We start from the raw sequence: 20947 nt of genomic DNA, 5'->3' as shown, positions 1-20947 counted from the left end.
TTCTTCATAAAAATAAAATTAATCGTGGGGAAGATGAAATATGCAAAGAACAATTTTAATTGTAGAAGATGAAGATATTTTACGTGAAATTATGAAGGATTACCTACTAAACGAAGGGTATAACGTCTTAGAGGCGATTGATGGGAAAGAAGCGTTATCTATATTTGAAGAACATGAGGTACATTTAATTATTCTAGACATTATGTTACCGGAATTAGATGGTTGGTCGGTTTGCCGGCGAATTCGGAAGAAATCTAATGTACCTATTATTATGCTAACGGCTCGGGTGGATGAAGATGATACCTTACTCGGATTTGAACTGGGAGCAGATGATTATGTTACAAAACCATATAGTCCTCCTATTTTATTGGCAAGGGCAAAACGGTTAATTGAAAGCCGATATTCTTCCACTGTTAATGTATCTACTGCAGACACATTAACTAGTAGTGGTATCCATGTACATTTCCCTTCTCGTACAGTCACTGTAGATGGGGAAGACATAAGTATGACACATACAGAATTTGAAATATTAACGTATTTCATGCAAAATCAAGGGATTGTAATTTCGAGAGAACAACTAATCACTAAAATTTGGGGTTATGAATTCGCTGGGGATGATCGTACTGTTAATAGTCATATCCGTAATTTGCGTCATAAATTAGGGCAAAAAGCGACTTGTATTGTAACCGTTGTGCGAACTGGCTATAAATTTGAGGGACAGGTATGAAAAAGGGAATTGTATTAAAACTATTTATATTAACAACGGCATTATGCACACTTATTTTAGTGACTATTTTTATTGGACAAACCATATTTTTTAAGCAATATTATTCGAATCGAAAAGTTAATGATATTAAAACGAATATTCAATCCTTTGAAAAGGCATATATAAAAGCTGGAGATGACGCGAAAAGGATTCAAGAGTTGGAACAAAATTTCTACCAAGATAATGCGACATGGATTACAACGTTAGATAGTGTAGGGAATATAAAATATGCAAATGATTTTTCTTTAGAAATTCAGTTAGATCCTAACGAAAATAACACCTTTTCTGAACGTTCAATTCAGATACCGTTGTATAGTTTTATCAATTTAGAAGATATAGAAAGGATAAAATATAGTTTAGAACAGGGGAATCATATTATTATCGATGGAGTACAGAAGGGGGATATAGTGGTTCCTGCGATGTTAACAATAAAAGAGAAGAATGTTGGGCTAGAGAACAAGCAACTATCAGAAATGTTATATGGACAAAAAAACGCATCTTCAAAAGAAAGTTCGCAATTATATTTAGCAGGAAGCATTAAGAACGTGCAATTACCGGAGGGGACTGTAGGAACTAATTCTATTTATGGAAATCGTGTGTTAATAGATAGAATAAAACAATTTCAGGTTGATTTAATATTAAATCCAAAACCAAATAATATTACTTCTACAGAAACAGTGGATTATGAAGAAAATGATATTAAATATAAACTATTAATCAAACCAACAATAGATGCAGATGGTAAGGTGAATTATATATTTGCTATGACATCATTACAGCCAGTTGATGAAGCTGTGCAAATGATAAAGGATTATTATGTATATTTAATTATCTTTGTTTTGATTTTAATCGTTTTGATATCGTTCTATTATTCAAATAAAATTGCCAAACCACTATTACAAATAAATGATACTACAAAAAAAATCGCTGGTTTAGATTTCTCAGAGACAATACCTATTACTACAAAGGATGAAATAGGTGCTTTATCACAAAATATTAATACACTTTCTAAGGCTTTGCATTCGTATATTAATCAATTGCAGCAAGATATAGAGAAAGAAAAGCAATTAGAAAATACACGTAAAGAATTTATTGCGGGTGTTTCACATGAGTTAAAAACGCCTTTAAGTATTATGAAGAGCTGTATTTCAATTTTGGAGGATGGTGTTGCTAGTAATAAAAAGGAGTATTACTTTAAAGCAATGTCAAAAGAAGTAGATAAAATGGATATGCTCATTATTGATATGCTGGAGTTAGCAAAATTTGAGTCTGGTACGTATAAAATGGAAATGGATGTTTTCCATATTGATGAGATGATTGATTATATATGTGAGCAATTAACCTCGGATATAACAGCTAAGCAATTACATGTCCATAAACAACTTTCTAAAATTGAGGTAGTTGCAAATCCACATCGAATAGAGCAGGTGGTGACTAACTTTATTACGAATGCGATTCGTTACACACCGGAACATGAGAATATTATTATTTCTACAATAGAAGAAAATGAACGTGTAAAAGTATGTGTAGAAAATAAAGGGACTCATATCGCGCCAGAACATGTAGAAAAAATATGGGATCGTTTTTATCGAGGGGATACGTCTCGTCAACGCTCCAAAGGCGGAACAGGATTGGGCCTTGCTATTTCAAAAAATATATTAGAACTGCATGGCGTGGAATATGGTGTTTTGAATACAGAAGATGGAGTATTATTTTTCTTCTATTTAAATAAAAACGTGTAGAATTGTCGTTCTACACGTTTTTATCATTTTTAAACAAAATCGACATTATCTGCATTTTATCTTTATCAGCATTCATTACTATCTTCATTAGAAACTGAATGAAAAGCTGATAAGGAGATTGTTAAAATGAAAAAAAGAGTGACATTGCTTTTATTTATTATATTAATAATAGGCACAGGAGTTAGTTTCATACATGCTAAGGGGCATAAAAATATATCACAAGAGGATTTACGATTAAGAGGAAAAACAATTGTAATTGATCCAGGGCATGGTGGAGGAGATAGAGGGACGAAAGGAAAGAAATTTGGAACGATTGAAAAAGAGCTTAATTTAAAAGTAGCACAAAATATAAAGAAAGAATTAGAAGAAAGAACGGATGCAAAAGTTATATTGACGCGTGAAAAAGATGCGAGTTTACTTTCAGAAACAAAACAAAAGGAAGAATTGCAAGCGCGTGTCAAAGTAGTGAAAGAACATGCGGCGGATCTTTATATTAGCATTCATCATGATGCTTTTGAGGATACAAATGTAAAAGGAATAACAACTCATTATGGATCTAATAAAAGGAAAGATAAAAAATTAGCTAAGATTGTACAAGAAGCTATTTTTGATCAAAATATAGACAGCAGAGATCGAGGTATTCATGGCAGTGATTTTCTTGTCTTGCGAGAAAATCCTTCTCCGGCTATCCTAATAGAATTAGGGTTTACATCTAATGCGAGTGATGAAAAAAGAATGAATTCAGAAGAATTCCAAGCAAAATCGCAAAAAGGAATTGTGGATGGCATTATTAATTATTTTACGATGTAATAAAATAGGCAAATAGAAAAATACTATTCTTTCTAAATCTTAATTAGGAAGAGTAGTATTTTTTATTTTGGGTGTATATCCAGTTTTCAAATTAAAAACAAATATTTTTCTAAAGAGTGGATGCAATAAGCTATTCTTTAACTGATTTCGACATTATCTGCATTTTATCTTTATCCATCTCTATTAATCTATTTATTGTAAACACCGGTTGAAACTAATGATTCAGCCTTATAAATAATGAATATGAAAATTAATAGGGAAAGGATCGAAAAATAATGAAAGAATCACAAAGTAAGAAAAAAACAAGTCGATTAACTAAGGTAATAATATCTCTAGGAGTTGTTTTAGCAACGACCTTTTTCACTTTCTTTTTAATTGGAAAATGGCACTCTATCCCAGCGAAGGGAGTAGCTAATGAAAGTATGAAACAAGTTAATACGCAACAACAAGAAAAGAAAAAGGAAACATCACCAGCAAAACAAAAAAGACCTGATGGAAAACCGGTAGGAAAAGTTGTTTATTTAACATTTGATGACGGTCCTAGCGAATTGACTGGGAAATTTTTAGATGTACTAAAAGAGCAAAATGTTGCTTCGACATTTTTTATGCAAGGTAGTAATTTACAAAATACAGGTTTTCAGGAGAACGTACAACGAGCAATAAAAGAGGGACATTATATTGGTGCTCATAGTATGACACACAATAGTGATAAACTATACAAAAAGGGACAATTTGTACCAGAGATGAAAGAAACGTTAGATCTTATCCATAATATTACGGGTACAACTCCTAAACTAGTCCGTCCACCATATGGATCTGCACCAGGATTAAAGGGAGAGGAAATTCGTAATCAAATTGTAGAAGCAGCAATAAAAGTTTGGGATTGGACAGTAGACTCAAATGATTGGAAATTAAAAGACAATCCAACTCAGATTATAGAAAATGTAAAAAAACAGACAACAGAAGAAGTAGAAGTTGTTTTAATGCATGAAAAGGCGCAAACATTACAAGCACTTCCTGACATTATTAAATTTTATAAAGAGCAAGGGTATGAATTTGGTGTATATAGTGATGAAGATCATTTTCGTCTAAACTTCCAGAAAGATCAACGTCTATAGTATAAACTTAGTTATCTTAAAAAGGTGTTTTTATTACTAAATCAATAACTAAGCCAAAAGCTGATTTCCTATACGATAAGGAAATCGGCTTTTTCTTTATAAAATTTTACTTTGTGTATGAAGCCTGTGTTTTAGGATGAATATATTGAACTCATTTTAAAACGGCATTTGAGGGCTCGTATTATTTTTTCTAAACTTATCCCGCATTAACGGGCAGTAAGACCCCCACCTCAAAATTCAGCGGAAGCAAAGAAGTTAGGTGGGGGATCAACTGCCCGTAAAAGCCCGATTGGTTCAACTAATAATCAGTGGGGGATGAACAAAACCCCCACTGATTAAAGTTTCACTTTATTAGTTAAGATTATTCGACAATTATAGTAATAATAATTAAAGTATAGAATATACACATCTTAGGGAGGGCATATATGTGAAGAAGTGGATGAAAATTGTTCTGTACTCTTTACTAGGTATTTTACTTATGGGAAGTATTGCTTTTTTGACTTGGTCTCAGTTTACTTATAAACCAACGAAAGAGGCTTTGTCGTTAGTGGATGATAAAAAAGATGAAGAGAATATAGTATTTGGAGAGAAAGGTGCTAAAATAGGGGTTATTTTTTATCAAGGAGCTAAAGTAGAAGCTGAGGCTTATAGTTACTTAGGGGAAGCTCTTGCAAAAGAGGGGCATGTTGTAGTAATGCCTAAGTTACCATTAAATTTAGCGATACTTGGAATCAATGCAGTAGACAGTGTAATTGAACAGTATCCTGAAGTTCAAAAATGGTATGTTGCGGGGCATTCAATGGGGGGAGCTATGATTTCTAAGTATGCTTTTCAACATGAAGACAAGGTAGACGGGATCATTTTCTTAGGTTCGTATCCTGCAGATGATTTCTCTACTAAATCGATTCCAATGTTATCAATTTATGGGGAAGTAGATGCTTTAGCAACTGTAGAAAAAATAGAAAACAATAAAAAGTTAATGTCAAAGAATACAACTATGCACATGATAAAAGGCGGAAACCATGCTAATTTTGGCATGTATGGTGAGCAAAAAGGTGATAATGCGAGCTTAATTACGTCAAAAGCACAACGGGATGAAACAGTGAAAGTAATTGAAGAATGGTTATTAAAACAATGATAGCGAATGTAATAAATTTACCGAAAGGATTCTCCCATCTCAAGCATGTGTAGGAAGATAGCCTAACGGTAGGTGGGAGAGATAATAAAGAGCCAATCCGTACGAGTTGGCTCTTTTATTTATTTACTATCTCCAATTGTCCCCTTATTTTCTCCGGAATGTCCTTTTCAGAAATAATGTCGTAGGAATAGACATACTTACCTTTCACATGAATTTTTAAGTAAGTTTTTCTTATAAAATCATTAGGAGTGTTCGTTCCTACTTTATATTCCTTCTCATTCCTTAATTCATCAACACCTTTTAGCGAGTACATAGCTCTTCCTTTATGATGGTAATCTGGAACGCCATATTCCTCCGCAATAGCGTATACATTTTTTTCTTCAGCAATTGGATTAAATCTGTCTAAATCTCCGCGTAATATGAAAGGTAGTAAGTATATAGGGAGGCCTATTCCTAGTATGCAAATTACAAATTTCTTCATGACGTTTCTCCTCTTGTTCGTTTATATGATTTAGTATAGAAAAAAATTCTTATAAATATAGAGGGAAATTCCTTAAGGTTTTCTTAATAAAGTTTAACCGTGTGAAAAAAAGATTACCTTGAGCATTAAGCTTACGGAATGAATAGCCAAATAACCTGTTTTCTTTATTTTTTGATGGTAGGTTATTTGGTTTTATATTGGTATGAGTGAATTAAGAAATAAGTGAGATTTAGGAACTAGAATAAATTCATCTTACAGTAATAAGAGAATTATCTAAAAAAATTATAGTGAGAACAATTAAAGAAAGCATCTAGTGGGGTGCTTTTTTCTTTTGGAATAGAGAATCCCATGGGTCAGTTACATGTAATTCAGCGCTGTGCTTCTATGTCATTGGAAAATCCAATGATAAAAAAAGAGGGGGAAGGCGTTTTTTATTGAAGTTTGTTAATGATAGCTTTTTAACTTGTTAGGGGGGATCGTAAAATAGATTATTAATCTCTTTGATAATTTTTATTTTCCTTATAGTATTTGGCATACTGTATTAGAAATTTTTAATTTTGAAAGGAGAATCAATAATTATGGGTAAGAAAAGAAGAATAAGTAATAAGTTATTACTTGTCAGTGCAATTTGTACAATAACAATTCCCTCAGTCTCATATGCGGAGGAAGTAATTTCACCTGAAAATTTTACGAGTTCTTCAAGTTTGTATGAGGGACGGAATACGGAAGTATTGAAAACAAGCTTATATCCTGATACATATAATTATCTGTTTAACCACCAATTTATTTCGAAATTAAAGGAAGCAAACACAACTATAAAAAAAGTAGACAATAGTGATGATGAAAATTCTATTATATCTATTACTCTTTCATTTATTCGCCATATGAATAGTGAAGATTATAAATCTGCATTTGATTTAACCTCAAGGTCATTACAGAAAATAATATCCAAAGAATGGTTGAAGAGCTATTGGGAGGGACTGCCAGTTCAATTACAAGCAGGTTCTTTTATAGAAATTGGAGAGGTTACACAAAAAGAGACAAATCCTGTTCATACAAATGTGGAGATTCAATTAGTTTTTGAACAAATGACTGTACCTTTACTAATTAAACTAGATCCATCTGGAAAAATAGACGATTTTCAACTCAGTATGTCGTTTAGTCCTGTTGCAGAGCGTCCATCATATAGTAAGCCTGAATCATTTGTTGATAAAGAAGTAGTAGTTGGAAGTGGTGCATTTCCATTACCAGGAACATTGTCTGTTCCAAAAGGAAAGGGTCCTTTCCCGGCGGTTATTCTTGTTCAAGGATCTGGAGCAACTGATCAGGATGAAACAGCGTTTGCTTTAAAACCATTTCGCGATTTAGCTGAAGGTCTTGCATCGAAGGGAATTGCTGTCCTTCGCTATAATAAACGAACATATGAACATGGGTTGAAAACACAATTCAGTCCCTTTTATACAGTTGATAAAGAGACAACAGATGATGCTCTTCTTGTAACTCAATTTCTTAAAAATGAGCCTCTAATAGATAAGAATCAAATTTATATTCTGGGTCATAGTCAAGGTGGAATGATGCTTCCGAAAATGATTGAAAAAGACCAAAATCAAAATATTGCTGGGGCAATTGTAATGGGAGGGCCAGCTCGTACGATCCAAGACGTTGTTTTAGATCAATTTGAGTACCTTTTTTCTATTGGAGCAATGAACCTAGAGGAATATAAATTCTACAAATCGCAATTTGAATTATTAAATGATCCCAATTTCTCTAGTCAGAATCCCCCAAAAGATTTTTACTTAGGATCAGCAGTATTTTGGGATTCTATCCGGAAAATTAAAGCAGCAGAAATGTCAAAAGAACAAAAGACACCGCTTCTTATTATTCAAGGAGAAAGAGACTATCAAGTTCAATCAAAAATCGAAATTCCTCTTTGGAAAGAACAATTAAAAGAACGAGATAACGTTGATTATCGACTATATCCAAAGTTAAATCATTTCTTTACAGAGGGTGATGGGGAAATAAGTAAGCCGGATGAATATTATAGTCCTGCTAATATACCTGAGTATGTTATAAATGATATTGCTGCTTGGGTGCAAGGAAGATCGCAATTAAATTAGCAACCATATGTTTTAATAAAGACTTTCTTTCTGTAATCAAAATAGAAACCAGCATCCAGTAGATTTCTTCTTAAAAGAAGTAGAAAAACTTGAAGATGGTGGGCTATGGTTGAAATATGTAACAAAACTTGTTTAACCTTCATTTAACAATGAAGATACATTATGGAATGTATCTATATAATGAAAAAAGCGCTATTCTTTTTGTAGAAATATACAGAAAGGATGGCTTTTTTTGCTTTATAGATAGTACAAAACCTTAGTTTGATAGTGATGTGGTGATACCCCATGTTAAATAACAGAACGGAATTTTGATTAATATAAATATTATGTTGTAGTTTTTCATTCTTTAAATCAATGTCAATTTTTATAGGTATATTTAAGTTTCGTTTCATTTCATATTTAAAGAGTTGTAGCCATCATATAGCTATAACGTTTCAAGTTTTAAATAATAAGTACCGTTGCTGGAGAATCGACTTTTTTAATGAAATGGAAATGAGTAAGGTAAGAGAGTTTAAAAACATAAAATAATAGGAATTGTCTTTGTTATTTTATATTTAATGGATTGGCTTTGGCTTTATTTACTATGGGACATGCGAGTTTTCCTTAAAGTTCAAGCAAGAAATATATGAACGTACGCGAATTGAAAGCACGATTGGTATCGGTCCAAACTTATTATTGAGTAAAGTAGCACTGAGACTACTAAAAATCGATCTGTACATAATTAAAAAGTGCATATTGGTAAGGTAAAACGATTGATATGGAAGGTATATAATCTATGTACATAAATTAGCTAAATGGTAGGGTAATATGTGATTCGAACCATAACTTTGCCGTTTGGGCAAGCTTATGGTTCTTTTTATTTATAGCAAAGTAATGATTCCAAAATTAGACTATGTTAAATTTTCTAAGGAATACTACAAATAATTATACTTCAACTAACCTTTTTACTTATTTTTCAATCCGGAACCTGTTTCTTTAAAATTCTTAATGAGAAAATCAATAAAATATCTACTCGCTATCGGTAATACTCTTTTGTCTTTATATGCTAAGCTTATTATACGCGTAAAAGATGGAGAGATTGATTTTGTTACAATATTATACGGACATCTATCTAAGACAAGTTCCGGTAAAATTGATATACCAAGACCTTGTTCAATCATAGACATAATTGCATAATCGTCATGTACTCGGTATTGTATGTTAGGTTCAAGAGAATTTTCTTCAAAAATGGTTAATGCTTCATTTATTTCTCCTTCATTTAAAAGTATGTAGGGCTCTTCTATTAATTCTTCCAATGAAACCTTAGTTTTAGGTGCTAAACAATGATTTGCTGGTAATACGACAAGCATTTCATCTTCTTGTAATGGAATGCTTGTTAACTTAGACACAGCTTCTGGATTAACAAATCCAAAGTCTACGAATCCTTCTTTGATCCAATTACAAATAACTGTATATTCCCCTTGGTATATATCAAAACGAACAGCTGGGTACTGTTCCTTAAAACTTCTTATTAAATCCGGTAGCCAGTGACATGCAACGCTAGAAAATGTTCCAATTCGAATAAGCCCACTTTGTAATCCTCTCATCTCTTTTTGTTTCTCTTGTAATTCTTTATGTGAATTGCTGATATTTCTAATATATGGCAAAAATTCCTCGCCATCTGGTGTAAGTGTAATTCCAGTTCGAGAGCGCAAAATAAGAGTTGTTGATAGTTCTTTCTCTAATGAATTTACCATTTGACTAATTGCGGACTGCGTGTAGCCTAGTTCTTCAGCAGCTTTGGTAAAATTACCTGTTTCAATTACTTTAATAAAAGCATGATATACATTCATCAAATCGCCCCTTTCATTAGGAATTCTAATAGTTTCATTATAAATATTCGTTTCACTAATGTAAATGTGAATGATAACCTATAGCTACCATTAAAGCAGGAAAGGATAAAAACAAATGACACAAAAACAGGCTAATTTTCTATTAGCAACAGTCTCTATAGGTTGGGGGACATCTTATATTTTTATGAAAGTTCTTGCAGATACAGTATCTCCCTTCACCGTAGTAGCTTTACGATTTGGGATTGCATTTCTGATAATGATTGTAATATTCAACCGAAAATTAATAAATATAAACATTAAAATGTTGAGTTACAGTGCAATTGTTGGAGTATTATTATGCGGGATTTTTATTTCACTTATGTATGGAATGAAAACGACAACTGCCTCTTCAGCCGGTTTTTTGACAAGTACAACTGTAATTTTAGTGCCTGCTTTACAAACACTAATCATAAGAAAACTACCACGGAAAGAGGTGATTTACGGAGTAACAACTGTTTCTGTTGGTTTAGCACTACTTACTATTAAAGATGATTTTACATTTGCATTGGGTTCTCTTTTATGTTTGGTAGCTGCTTTTCTTTATGGGATACACATTATAGTTACAAACTATTTTGTTCAAAGAGTGGATGCATTTCAATTGGGGGTTTTTCAACTTGGTTTTGCATTTCTTTTTGCCCTCGTAGGAAATTTTACATTTGAAGCACCTGTATTACCAAATGGAGTAATAGAGTGGTCTGCAATACTTGGTTTAGCAATTATCTGCTCGGCTTATGGTTTTGTAATACAGCCAATTGTTCAAAAGTATATTACTCCTGAAAGTACAGGATTTTTATTTTCTCTCGAACCAGTTTTTTCAGCAGTATTTTCATTTATCTTTCTAAATGAAATCATGGGAGGACAAGAATATTTAGGTGCTTTGCTTATTTTGTCCGGTGTATTAATTGCAAATACATCATTTAAAAAACAAATTGTATTAAAGGAGATGTAAGAATGAATATTTTAATTATCTACGCTCATCCAGAGCCGAAGTCCTTTAATGGAGCATTGAAGGATCTGGCAGTTTCAGAATTAACTTCTTTAGGTCATCAAGTCAAAGTATCAGATTTATATGCTATGAACTTCAAAGCTGTTGCCGATAGCAACGACTTTATACAGCTAAAAAATAAAGAATTTTTAAAATATGCAGTAGAACAAAAACATGCAACTAAGACAAATAATTTTTCTGCTGATATTCAAGAAGAACAAGAAAAACTTCTTTGGGCAGACTTTGTTATTTTTCAATTCCCACTATGGTGGTATTCTGTTCCTGCCATTTTGAAAGGGTGGTTTGATAGAGTATTTGCTTCTGGATTTATTTATTCAAGAGATGAAAGATATGATACGGGTAGATTGAAAGGTAGAAAAGCGATGCTGTCTACTACAACAGGATCTCCTAAACACGCTTATACGCCATACGGAATGGATGGGGATATGCATGAGAAAATACTTTATCATATTAATCATGGCATGCTTTATTTTTCCGGTTTAGAACCTGTTGAACCATTCATCGCATGGACACCATCACATAATAAAGAAGACCGAGAACAGTATTTAGAGGAATATAAAAAACGTTTACACAATATCTCTGATATTCCTTCTATTTCGTACCACCCTTCTTCTCATTATGACGAAATTCATCAATTAAAGACAGAGTACAGATAATAACTGAAAAAAACTAGAACCATTAAATTTCCTTTATCCAAGTACCCTCATTAATTTGAACAGGCTATTTCATTAGGCAAAATTACAAGGAGGAAATCTGGTATTGGACCAGGTTCAGCCCTTGTAATTTATTCTTTATGTATAAGGTCAAATTATGAATAGTTCACAATAGAGCATAATTTTGTAGAAATATTATCTTTTCATTCAAAGTGGTCAGGGATAAATTTAATAAACATTCTATTCATCATAATAATTGACTTAGTCAACCATTGTAGATATAATTGACTGAGTCAACTACAATGAATGATGTTGGTGAGAATTTTTCAATTGAAAAGAGGTTTTTTATTATGGAATTAATAAAAAAAATAGAAAAGATTCGTCAGTTTAATCGGTATTACGCCAATGTATTAGGCAAAATTGATCAGGAAATCTATAATAATCCTTACCCATTAACAGAAGCTCGTGTTATCGCAGAACTTCATTACAATAGTGGTTGTACAGCTAAAAAAATTATAGAAGCATTAGGCGTTGATCGAGGATTTCTAAGTCGAATTCTTCAACGATTTGAAGATGAACAAATTATTAAAAAAAAACAATCGCCAGAAGATAAAAGACAATTTAATCTCTACTTAACAGCTATTGGTGAAGAAGCTTTCCGTAGAATGGAGATAGATGCAAATCGTGAGTTAACAAAAACACTTCAGCATTTATCTGAATCCGAAATTGATGATCTTGTTTCATCAATGGAGCAGGTTGAATCCATTTATACAAAAAGTACAAACGAAAAACCAACTGTAATAATTCGACCATTTCAACCAGGTGATGTGGGGTATGTGGCTCAGCTTCATGGTGAATTCTATGGAGAGCAGCATAGATTTTTCAAAACATTTGAGTACTACGTAATGAAGGGGTTAACAGAATTCGTATATGCTTCTTCTGGTGGAGAGTTATGGATTGCTGAAGTAGATGGTGAGCGAGCAGGTTCTGTTGCAATCAAACAAGATGATGAAAATACTGCACAACTTCGTTGGTTTATTCTAGATGACCGTTATCAAGGGCTTGGTATTGGAACGAAGTTATTTGAAACTGCCCTTAGCTACTGTAAAGAACATAATTATAAACACATCTATCTATGGACAATTAGTATGTTAAATGCAGCACGTCATTTATATGCAAAATACGGGTTTACAATGACAGAAGAAAAAGAAAACATTGAGTGGTGTGGTGAAAAGCTAATTGAAGAACGATGGGATTTAGATCTATTTGATGAAAGGTAAACAATTGGATTTAAAAAATGGTGATTGGGTAAAAGGAATATTAGATGTGTTACCCATGGGGATAAGTTTCACTATGTTTGGAAGTATATTTGGGGTGATGGCAATTCAAACAGGATTAACACCGATAGAAAGCCTGTTAATGTCCCTAATCTCATTTGCTGGTTCAGCACAATTATCGGTTCTCCCTATGTTACAGGAACATGCGAGTGTCTATTCGATGATATTAACTACCTTTCTGATAAATGCCAGACATTTGTTATATGGTTTATCTTTATCGCCATTTTTCTCTTCATTTGATAGGAAATTTAATAATTTTATAGCATATTTTTTGTCCGATGCGCTGTATGCCTTATCGTTAACTCATTGCCGAGAAGGGCATTATAAAAAAGGATATATTGTTAGTGCAGGATTATTTATATACATCACCTGGGGACTAGGAACACTTTTAGGAACTATATTCGGAACTTTAATCCCAAATAACGGTAACCTAGGACTAGAATTTAGCATTACTATCATTTTTTTAATTATGTCATACAAAGAGATAACATCTCTCCTGAAATTTGCCGTGTTTCTCGTCACAGGTTTAGTCGTATTGAGCCTCTCTTCGGTTTTACCAATGGGAGTTCTAATATTGTTTGCGGGAGGATTTTGTTTTTCAATTGGATACTTTTTAGCTGGTAGTTCACCTGTGAGGGAGGAATAGTTGAAATGGATTCAAGCTATTTTATTCTATTGTTCGGAATGACCATTGTCACCTACTTATGCAGAAGATTGTTTTTGAGGATCCCCGATCATATTCTAACAAAAAAAATTAGGGAAGGCTTGGCATATGTGCCAATTGGTATATATGCAGCTTTGGTTTTCCCTTCACTTTTTTTAGGTAAAAATGGATTCCAACCCAATCCTATTTATCTATTCTCAGCTGTTCTTTGTTTGTTGACTATGAAAGTAACCAATAATTTCTTTTTAAGTTTCTTTATAGGAATGGGAATGGTTTTATTAGGAGGTTTAATTTTAAATCAATAAGCCCATAGTTGAAAAATGATTAAACTTCTTTATAGAAAAGTATTCACTAGCAACAAAAAACTCAAGCATTTTGAACCAACCGCATTCACGGCAAGCTTATGGGTTAATAATTAATCCACGGTAAAGTTATGCTTAATTGACTACACTGCTTATCAAGTTCATCTGGGAGCATTTTTGCTAACTCAATAAAGTTTGAATATGTATATAAATCGGTTGCAATGCGATTTCCAGGTTTAAATAAAGCAGTCAATGTAATGGCCAAGGTATTTTGCGCACCTGAAACTATTGCTATATGTTCTTGGGTTACATTAATGCCAAAAGAACTCATCCAATTCAAGCCGGCCATTTTTTGATGAGGAAGACCAGTTGAATCATTGTAATTCTTAACTTCGCAAATTTTATAAGCGCGAGTAATAGTGGTAAAGTTCAAATCCAGAAAATCTTCCAGTTCTCGTTGCGGTGGTAACTTTGTTCCTGGGGCTAATAAACCATTTATAATATCATGTTCAAGTAGTATGGCAATTGAGGAATAAAAAGGACGCTTTAATAAATTTTTATCTGGTTTCCAAGACATAACATAATTATTAAATGAATTGATTGGCAGGTTACACCTCTATGGATATATTTTGTACAAAATATATTACAAATATGAAAATAGATTAATCTCGCATTATTTATAAGTAGAATAACACACATTTTCTTATAAAAATTGTAATCCATACAATAAATTCATTCATTGTATGGATTTGTTGTGTTAAATTTACATTTAATAAATTTTCGAATAAGGATGTGAATGATTTGAAAAATAGTAAACAAATAAAAATTGCATTTCGTGCAGCTTTTCCTTATACAGCACCAATCCTTGCTGGCTTTTTATTTTTAGGAATCGCATATGGAATTTATATGAACTCATTAGGCTTCAGTGCAATATATCCAATCATCATGAGTTTTGCAATTTTCGCAGGATCAATGGAATTTATTGCAGCAAATTTATTACTAGTTACGTTTGATCCACTTAATGCCCTTTTTCTAACATTAATGGTGAATGCACGACATTTATTTTATGGTATTTCTATGTTAGATAAGTATAAAGGCGCTGGGAGAAAAAAATTCTATCTTATTTTTGGACTATGTGATGAATCTTTTTCTATTAATTCTACTGTTGATATTCCAGAAAACGTAGATAAAGGATGGTTTATGACTTTTGTTACATTACTCAATCATTCTTATTGGGTATTAGGAGCAACAATTGGTGGCATTTTTGGATCATTAGTACAATTTAATACAAAAGGATTAGAGTTTGTTATGACAGCTCTTTTTGTTGTTATTTTTGTAGAACAGTGGATGAAAGAGGAGAAACATCATAGCGCTCTTATAGGACTCACACTTTCCATAATTAGTCTTATTATTTTTGGTGGAAACAATTTTATTATTCCTGCCATGGTTATGATTGTAACAATGCTTACTGTTCTAAAAAAGCCAATTGAGAAAGAAGAGAAGGCTTCCGCATAGTAATTTGTATGCTCCAAAGGATCATCACAATTACATTGTTTGTCTTATAACATTAAAAAAACGTACACTATGCATCGGTTAAATCAGTACTGGATTTCTCTTCTTCAGAAGCTTTATTACAAAATTAAAATACTATATAACACTTTATAGTTGGAGGATTTATTATGACAAATAAAGTTTCTTTTTCCTATATCCTAATGCTAGGGTTCATGTTATTTGCATTGTTTTTCGGAGCAGGAAATTTAATTTTCCCGCCTATGCTTGGTCAAATGGCTGGAAATAATGTATGGCTAGCCAATGCTGGCTTCTTAGTTACCGGAGTAGGCTTACCACTATTAGCAATTACAGCTTTTGTTTTTTCGGGAAAAAATGATATACAATCACTAGCTAGTCGTGTTCATCCACTTTTTGGTATTGTATTTACGGCTGTTCTCTATCTGGCAATTGGTCCTTTTTTTGCAATTCCTAGATCAGGTAATGTATCATTCGAAATTGGAATTAAACCTTTTGTATCAAATGGGGCAAGTCCCACTATATTAACCATATTTACAGTAGTGTTTTTTTTCGTATCATTCTTGTTATCACTTAATCCATCAAGAATTATCGATATAGTAGGGAAATTCTTGACTCCTATTAAATTGACATTTATTGGATTGCTTGTAGTCGTATCCGTTGTTAAACCAATGGGAAGGTTACAATCTCCTTCTGAAGGATATAACACGTCATATGTATTTTTTAAAGGTTTCCAAGAAGGGTATTTAACACTAGATGCTTTAGTAGCTTTTGTCTTTGGAATGATTATAGTGAATGCAATAAAAGAAAGAGGAGCTACTACTAAAAAACAGTTAATGACTATTTGTGCAAAAGCAACTGCTATTGCTACAATACTCTTGGTTTCTATATACACAGCCCTTTCTTATATGGGGGCTTCTAGTGTTGAAAAGCTAGGTCATTTAAATAATGGGGCTGAAGTTTTAGCTAAAGTTTCAAACTATTATTTTGGTTCTTATGGTGCAATTGTATTAGGTTTATTAATTACTGTAGCGTGCTTGACTACAAGTGTAGGGGTAACCATTTCTTGTGCTACTTTCTTTCATGGGTTATTCCCGAAAGTTTCATACAGAAAAATTGCTATTATTATATCGGTTTTTAGCACACTAGTTGCAAATATAGGGTTAACACAATTAATTACAATTTCAGTCCCTGTATTAATGGCTCTTTATCCAATGGTTATTTCCTTAATTTTCTTAACGTTTTTACACCCATTATTTAAAGGAAACCCCACTGTATATAGAGTTAGTTTGTTATTCACATTTATTATTAGTGTATTTGATGGCTTAAATTCTGCAGGATTAAAATTTGTAATGATTAACGAATTCTTTGACCAATATCTTCCTTTTTACGGAATAGGTCTAGGGTGGTTACTTCCATCTATTATAGGTGGCTTGAGTGGTTATATTTTTAGTGTATTACGGAAGAAAAATAAACTTAATTCGAGTGAAATTCAATTAAATGAATAATTAATATATGTAGAATACTTCCTCGCTTTTATTAAGTTAATAAGTTCAAAATTTAAAGTAATTTATATATACGTTATTTATTCTTTTTGAAGTCATTTAAAATAGCTACAATTTCTAACATCGTTACATTTTTTGAAAACAAATAAATAAGAAAAGAGGGTCCAGTATGACGATGAGTATATTCCAGCAAATCATTACAATTTCCATGGTTATTTTAGGAACAATGCTTACAAGATTCCTTCCATTTTTGGTGTTCCCATCAGATAGACCTACGCCACAGTATGTTCAGTACCTTGGTAGAGTACTACCTTCAGCAGTTATAGGTCTTTTGGTGATTTACTGTTTTAAAGATGTAAACTTATTCACTGGTAGTCATGGTATTCCAGAATTGATTGCTGTAGCGTTAGTAATGATACTTCATTTATGGAAGAGACAAATGCTGTTGTCCATAGCGGGTGGCACAATTATCTATATGGTGTTAGTACAGTTCTTATTTTGAATATTTATGCTAGTTAATAGATGATATCCTCATCATTGAACTATATTATGAAAGTGATGGGGTATCATTTAAAATATATATTAAATGGGAATTATTTTGTTAATTTTGATCAGAGTGTATATTTAAATTCATAATAAAGTGATTATATTTTCCTGTAAAAATATGAGAGCCTTGCTACATTTATATCGTAGCAAGGCTCTTTAAATTCGTGTCATAACAGTTGGCTTCCATTTTAAATTTAAATAGTGTATTAAATTAAGAAAAAATATTGACAACTGAATCGATGAATTTTTCATGGATATGACTGCGAGTATTCATTTGTTTGCGAATTCGCATTAAAGTTCAAGCGAGGAATATATGAACGTACACGGATCGAAAGTACGATTGGTATTGGGCCAAACTTATTATTGAGTAAAGTAGCTTTTAAAACATAAGAACAAGCTATTAGAAAGTGAAAATGAGCACTTAAAAACACAACTAAAAAAAGAATTAGGAGAAGTGTATGAAAATTTATAAATATATGATGTTGTCGTATCAGTTTTAAGATAAAACACTTAATAGAGCCAGTGGCTTTGAACACTTTTATTTTGAGAGAAAAGAATTTAAATCATAATGATACATATTAAAATCTTTTGCAAATATTTCTTGAACCAACTGAGTTGTTTCTGCATCATAAAAACTATCATAAGTAGGTAATCGTGGGAAAAGAGGGGTTGTGATATCACCGTCTGCATAAACTCCTTTGTAAATCATCTTACTCTCTTGATAATGCCAAGCCTTTGATAACAGATCTAATGGTGATTTTTTTAATTTATATACTTCTTCTAGTTTCGAAATTCCTGTGTTGAAATTTTCTAGATAAATATAGTTCGTAACGAATTCCTCTTCTCCTTGTATATATTGTTGTGTAAAGTGAGGATCTACTTGATCTAATTTGGTCATGTGTGCTTTTAAATAATACAAAAATAGTTTAAAGGAAATGGGTTTATTGCAGGTTTCATCACCATACAGAAATTGTCGAATGGGTTTCCATGCGGGATTCTCAAAATTTGGTGGCGGAATCAGAGCAACAAAAGAACTTACTGCTCTTCTATAAGGATTTCTTACTAGTTTGTAAGTATTCTTCTCTTTAGTTTGTAATCCACTAGCTAATTGTGCTAAATGATGTGTAGAGTTTTTATATACTTCATACTCATAGTTGTGAATGAACGGGTTGTATTTTATCGCTTCTTTAAATAAATTAATTTGATAAAAAAACCAGTGGGCTAGCGAAGTACAACCGCTTTTTTGGCTCCAAAATAAGATTAGGGGAAAATCTTTATGGAAATGAGGGACACGCCCTTGCTTGTATATAAAATTATATAGTTCTGTATGAGCCATTTTGAACCTCCATTCTTATATAGCAAAAGCATAAATTTTTTTTAATAAGCGATAACTAACTTTAGTCCACTAACACCAATAATGATAGCTAGAAATATTTGAAGGGGTTTAACGGGAATCTTAGTGGAGAATTTACTACCAAGTATGACACCTGGGATAGAACCAATGAGTAAATGAATTAACAAGAGATAATCTACGTTGCCTAAATTCATATTTAGTATGCTTGCAACCGTCACTAATAAAAAAGCATGTGTAATATCTGTGCCTACTAACTCGGATGGTCTCAGTTGATATAAATATATCATTGCAATAGCGAATAAAGAGCCTGATCCCACAGAAGTAAGTCCCACGATAAAACCCAGTATTGCACCAATAAGAATTGTTAGGCTCTTTTTTTGTACCATAGTCTGTCTTTGAAAATAATTTTGTGTAGATTCATTATAGAAAAATGCCTTTATTAAAATAGAAATTGCCGCAAGGATTAGAACATATCCTAATATATACTTTATAATTCCTTCTCGACTATAGTGAAAGAGGGGTAAGAAATGAATCGTTACTACTGCGATAATTGCACTAGGTATACTCCCAATAGCTAGATATTTTACTAGTCTAAAATTGATGGTCTTCTGTTTCCAGTGTTGGGATATTCCAAACATTTTAGTAATAGAGTTATATACTAGATCAGTTCCAACAGCTACAGAAGGACTTATACCTAATGTTAGAAGAAATGGAGTCAGTAATGCGGCCCCACCTATCCCTGTTACTCCAACCAATCCCCCTATAATGAAACCCATCATTATAATAGAAATACTCATTGTAATTCCCCTTCCATACCGGTGGCTCTTACTATTCGTTACCATTTTTAAATAGCCGTTATATATGGAGATTTACAAGGGATATTTGGTAAAAAAATTCTATTTTTCTTATATCCATACATATCAAAAAAAGAGTAACTAAATGAAAAATGGTAACTACTCATGCCATTGTATTTAAATACCAAGGTAAGGGTGCCTTAATTTTGTAGATGAACTGTTAGTGTATTAAAAATAACTCATAGGTGTGTCTTAAATTTCTAGTCACATTGAAATTTAATAGCGGTACAGCCGACATAAGTGTGAAAATAGTTATAAGGATACGTTCTTTTATAAATTTGTTTATCTTGATGTTAGGTCATATAGATTACATAAAGTTAAAAAGTTGTTGTCATTCAAGAATTAAACGAAGATCTTCAGTTTGTTGTGCATATTGCATGAACCTGTCCCATGCGCGTAAAGAAAGTATAAAAAATGTTTAAATAATATTCCTTTTTAATGATGAAAATAACATCAGCATTTGAATATTGAGGGGATGTTAATATCTTAATAAAATAATTTAATAGTACCTAAAAAGTTAGCTATGATATAAGGAGCATAATAGTAGCGGGAACACATATTATATATAGATAAATGAAGTGTAATATAATCTCGCATATCAATATAATACAGTCGTATTATAGGAGTTGATGATGTGGCTGATAAAAATGAAATGCAAAAAATATATGAATTGCTTCAAGCTCATGCAATAGATCCTGATTTAATAGGGCCTACTTTTCCACCAATTCCATCAATAACATTTCCTACAGGACCGACAGGAGACACGGGAGCAACCGGAAGTACAGGGCCGACAGGAGACACGGGAGCAACCGGAAGTACGGGAGCAACAGGAGACACGGGAGCAGCCGGAAGTACAGGGCCGACAGGAGACACGGGAGTAACCGGAAGTACAGGGCCGACAGGAGACACGGGAACAACGGGAAGTACGGGAGCAACAGGAGACACGGGAGCAGCCGGAAGTACAGGGCCGACAGGAGACACGGGAGCAACCGGAAGTACGGGAGCAACAGGAGATACGGGAGCAACGGGAAGTACGGGTCCAACAGGAGCGGGAGCAACGGGAAGTACGGGAGCAACAGGAGATACGGGAGCAACGGGAAGTACGGGTCCAACAGGAGCGGGAGCAACGGGAAGTACGGGAGCAACAGGAGATACG

Annotated in this window: 19 protein-coding genes and 3 pseudogenes (1 of these 22 only partly in view); 17 read left to right on the top strand and 5 right to left on the bottom strand. The window is 32.9% G+C overall.

The features are described from left to right. Positions 1-40 precede the first annotated feature (40 nt). The 5 genes from DET63_RS03335 (at position 41) to DET63_RS03315 (ending at position 5574) form a co-directional block, all read left to right on the top strand. A complete protein-coding gene (locus DET63_RS03335) occupies positions 41-727 on the top strand; it encodes a response regulator transcription factor (RefSeq protein WP_016129841.1) in 687 nt (228 codons plus the stop codon). Further along, on the top strand, positions 724-2508 hold the full coding sequence (locus DET63_RS03330) for a sensor histidine kinase (RefSeq protein ID WP_113935846.1): 1785 nt from the start codon (positions 724-726) through the stop codon (positions 2506-2508). The genes DET63_RS03335 and DET63_RS03330 overlap by 4 nt, the downstream gene beginning before the upstream one ends. 126 nt (positions 2509-2634) lie before the next feature. Continuing rightward, positions 2635-3318, top strand: coding sequence for an N-acetylmuramoyl-L-alanine amidase family protein (locus DET63_RS03325; protein WP_113935845.1), 684 nt, complete (start codon positions 2635-2637; stop codon positions 3316-3318). 275 nt (positions 3319-3593) lie between these two features. Continuing rightward, on the top strand, positions 3594-4436 hold the full coding sequence (locus DET63_RS03320) for a polysaccharide deacetylase family protein (RefSeq protein WP_113935844.1): 843 nt from the start codon (positions 3594-3596) through the stop codon (positions 4434-4436). Positions 4437-4863: 427 nt separating this feature from the next. Beyond that, complete coding sequence (locus DET63_RS03315; RefSeq protein ID WP_113935843.1) at positions 4864-5574, top strand: alpha/beta hydrolase; 711 nt, start codon at positions 4864-4866, stop codon at positions 5572-5574. Positions 5575-5689: 115 nt separating this feature from the next. Here DET63_RS03315 and DET63_RS03310 read toward each other — a convergent pair whose 3' ends face one another. Continuing rightward, positions 5690-6055, bottom strand: coding sequence for a YxeA family protein (locus DET63_RS03310; protein ID WP_113935842.1), 366 nt, complete (start codon positions 6053-6055; stop codon positions 5690-5692). A 578-nt stretch (positions 6056-6633) separates the two neighbouring features. On the opposite strand from DET63_RS03310, the gene DET63_RS03305 reads away from it, so the two are divergent. After that, positions 6634-8172 (top strand): alpha/beta hydrolase, encoded by a 1539-nt coding sequence (locus DET63_RS03305; protein WP_113935841.1) that lies wholly within the window; start codon positions 6634-6636, stop codon positions 8170-8172. A gap of 591 nt (positions 8173-8763) precedes the next feature. Continuing rightward, positions 8764-8865: pseudogene (locus DET63_RS30505) on the top strand (Y-family DNA polymerase); the annotation flags it as partial. A 251-nt stretch (positions 8866-9116) separates the two neighbouring features. Here the strand turns inward: DET63_RS30505 and DET63_RS03295 are convergent. After that, positions 9117-10004, bottom strand: coding sequence for a LysR family transcriptional regulator (locus tag DET63_RS03295; protein ID WP_113935840.1), 888 nt, complete (start codon positions 10002-10004; stop codon positions 9117-9119). A gap of 115 nt (positions 10005-10119) precedes the next feature. Between DET63_RS03295 and DET63_RS03290 the strand changes: the two genes are divergently transcribed. The 5 genes from DET63_RS03290 to DET63_RS03270 all read left to right on the top strand — a co-directional run bounded on the left by DET63_RS03290 (position 10120) and on the right by DET63_RS03270 (position 14008). Further along, complete coding sequence (locus tag DET63_RS03290) at positions 10120-10992, top strand: DMT family transporter (protein ID WP_113935839.1); 873 nt, start codon at positions 10120-10122, stop codon at positions 10990-10992. Between the two features lie 2 nt (positions 10993-10994). After that, the gene (locus DET63_RS03285) at positions 10995-11705 is read left to right on the top strand and encodes an NAD(P)H-dependent oxidoreductase (protein ID WP_113935838.1); all 711 of its coding nucleotides are present in this window, start codon (positions 10995-10997) and stop codon (positions 11703-11705) included. Between the two features lie 347 nt (positions 11706-12052). Continuing rightward, on the top strand, positions 12053-12982 hold the full coding sequence (locus tag DET63_RS03280) for a bifunctional helix-turn-helix transcriptional regulator/GNAT family N-acetyltransferase (RefSeq protein WP_113935837.1): 930 nt from the start codon (positions 12053-12055) through the stop codon (positions 12980-12982). After that, positions 12972-13685: an AzlC family ABC transporter permease gene (locus DET63_RS03275; RefSeq protein WP_113935836.1), complete on the top strand. Its 714-nt coding sequence runs from the start codon at positions 12972-12974 to the stop codon at positions 13683-13685. Before DET63_RS03280 ends, DET63_RS03275 begins: the two co-directional genes overlap by 11 nt. Before the next feature lie 5 nt (positions 13686-13690). Further along, entirely contained in the window at positions 13691-14008 is a 318-nt protein-coding gene (locus tag DET63_RS03270; protein WP_113935835.1) for an AzlD domain-containing protein, read from the top strand. Positions 14009-14141: 133 nt separating this feature from the next. Here DET63_RS03270 and DET63_RS03265 read toward each other — a convergent pair. Beyond that, positions 14142-14612: pseudogene (locus DET63_RS03265) on the bottom strand (GntR family transcriptional regulator); the annotation flags it as partial. A gap of 185 nt (positions 14613-14797) precedes the next feature. Between DET63_RS03265 and azlC the strand changes: the two are divergent. From azlC to DET63_RS03245, 4 genes and pseudogenes are all read left to right on the top strand, one after another. Further along, positions 14798-15520, top strand: coding sequence for an azaleucine resistance protein AzlC (gene azlC, locus DET63_RS03260; RefSeq protein WP_235661775.1), 723 nt, complete (start codon positions 14798-14800; stop codon positions 15518-15520). Positions 15521-15684: 164 nt separating this feature from the next. Then, a complete protein-coding gene (brnQ, locus tag DET63_RS03255) occupies positions 15685-17040 on the top strand; it encodes a branched-chain amino acid transport system II carrier protein (RefSeq protein WP_181777887.1) in 1356 nt (451 codons plus the stop codon). 166 nt (positions 17041-17206) lie between these two features. After that, complete coding sequence (locus DET63_RS03250; protein ID WP_113935832.1) at positions 17207-17539, top strand: branched-chain amino acid transporter permease; 333 nt, start codon at positions 17207-17209, stop codon at positions 17537-17539. 279 nt (positions 17540-17818) lie between these two features. Next, positions 17819-17961, top strand: a pseudogene (locus DET63_RS03245) (Y-family DNA polymerase); the annotation flags it as partial. 160 nt (positions 17962-18121) lie between these two features. Here DET63_RS03245 and DET63_RS03235 read toward each other — a convergent pair. After that, positions 18122-18919, bottom strand: a complete 798-nt coding sequence (locus tag DET63_RS03235) for a sulfotransferase family 2 domain-containing protein (protein WP_113935831.1) — start codon at positions 18917-18919, stop codon at positions 18122-18124. A 41-nt stretch (positions 18920-18960) separates the two neighbouring features. After that, positions 18961-19734: a sulfite exporter TauE/SafE family protein gene (locus DET63_RS03230; RefSeq protein ID WP_113935830.1), complete on the bottom strand. Its 774-nt coding sequence runs from the start codon at positions 19732-19734 to the stop codon at positions 18961-18963. 709 nt (positions 19735-20443) lie between these two features. Here DET63_RS03230 and DET63_RS03225 point away from each other — a divergent pair. Beyond that, positions 20444-20947, top strand: partial view of an exosporium glycoprotein BclB-related protein gene (locus DET63_RS03225; RefSeq protein WP_113936092.1) — the 5' portion only. The gene runs 1002 nt beyond the window's last position; only the first 504 of its 1506 coding nucleotides appear in the window; its start codon is at positions 20444-20446; its stop codon lies off the right edge, out of view.

This window comes from Bacillus sp. DB-2 (assembly GCF_003315125.1).
Lineage (GTDB): Bacteria > Bacillota > Bacilli > Bacillales > Bacillaceae_G > Bacillus_A > Bacillus_A mycoides.
The sequence above is the reverse complement of the archived record's forward strand: the minus strand, read 5'-3'. Positions and strand labels throughout refer to the sequence as shown.

Coding starts and splice junctions, on each gene's coding strand:
- DET63_RS03310 (WP_113935842.1), bottom strand. CDS start 6,055: ATGAAGAAATTTGTAATTTGCATACTAGGAATAGGCCTCCCTATATAC.
- DET63_RS03235 (WP_113935831.1), bottom strand. CDS start 18,919: ATGGCTCATACAGAACTATATAATTTTATATACAAGCAAGGGCGTGTC.
- DET63_RS03230 (WP_113935830.1), bottom strand. CDS start 19,734: ATGAGTATTTCTATTATAATGATGGGTTTCATTATAGGGGGATTGGTT.
- DET63_RS03335 (WP_016129841.1), top strand. CDS start 41: ATGCAAAGAACAATTTTAATTGTAGAAGATGAAGATATTTTACGTGAA.
- DET63_RS03270 (WP_113935835.1), top strand. CDS start 13,691: ATGGATTCAAGCTATTTTATTCTATTGTTCGGAATGACCATTGTCACC.
- DET63_RS03290 (WP_113935839.1), top strand. CDS start 10,120: ATGACACAAAAACAGGCTAATTTTCTATTAGCAACAGTCTCTATAGGT.
- DET63_RS03275 (WP_113935836.1), top strand. CDS start 12,972: ATGAAAGGTAAACAATTGGATTTAAAAAATGGTGATTGGGTAAAAGGA.
- DET63_RS03285 (WP_113935838.1), top strand. CDS start 10,995: ATGAATATTTTAATTATCTACGCTCATCCAGAGCCGAAGTCCTTTAAT.
- DET63_RS03305 (WP_113935841.1), top strand. CDS start 6,634: ATGGGTAAGAAAAGAAGAATAAGTAATAAGTTATTACTTGTCAGTGCA.
- DET63_RS03320 (WP_113935844.1), top strand. CDS start 3,594: ATGAAAGAATCACAAAGTAAGAAAAAAACAAGTCGATTAACTAAGGTA.
- DET63_RS03250 (WP_113935832.1), top strand. CDS start 17,207: ATGACGATGAGTATATTCCAGCAAATCATTACAATTTCCATGGTTATT.
- DET63_RS03295 (WP_113935840.1), bottom strand. CDS start 10,004: ATGAATGTATATCATGCTTTTATTAAAGTAATTGAAACAGGTAATTTT.
- DET63_RS03330 (WP_113935846.1), top strand. CDS start 724: ATGAAAAAGGGAATTGTATTAAAACTATTTATATTAACAACGGCATTA.
- DET63_RS03325 (WP_113935845.1), top strand. CDS start 2,635: ATGAAAAAAAGAGTGACATTGCTTTTATTTATTATATTAATAATAGGC.
- brnQ (WP_181777887.1), top strand. CDS start 15,685: ATGACAAATAAAGTTTCTTTTTCCTATATCCTAATGCTAGGGTTCATG.
- DET63_RS03280 (WP_113935837.1), top strand. CDS start 12,053: ATGGAATTAATAAAAAAAATAGAAAAGATTCGTCAGTTTAATCGGTAT.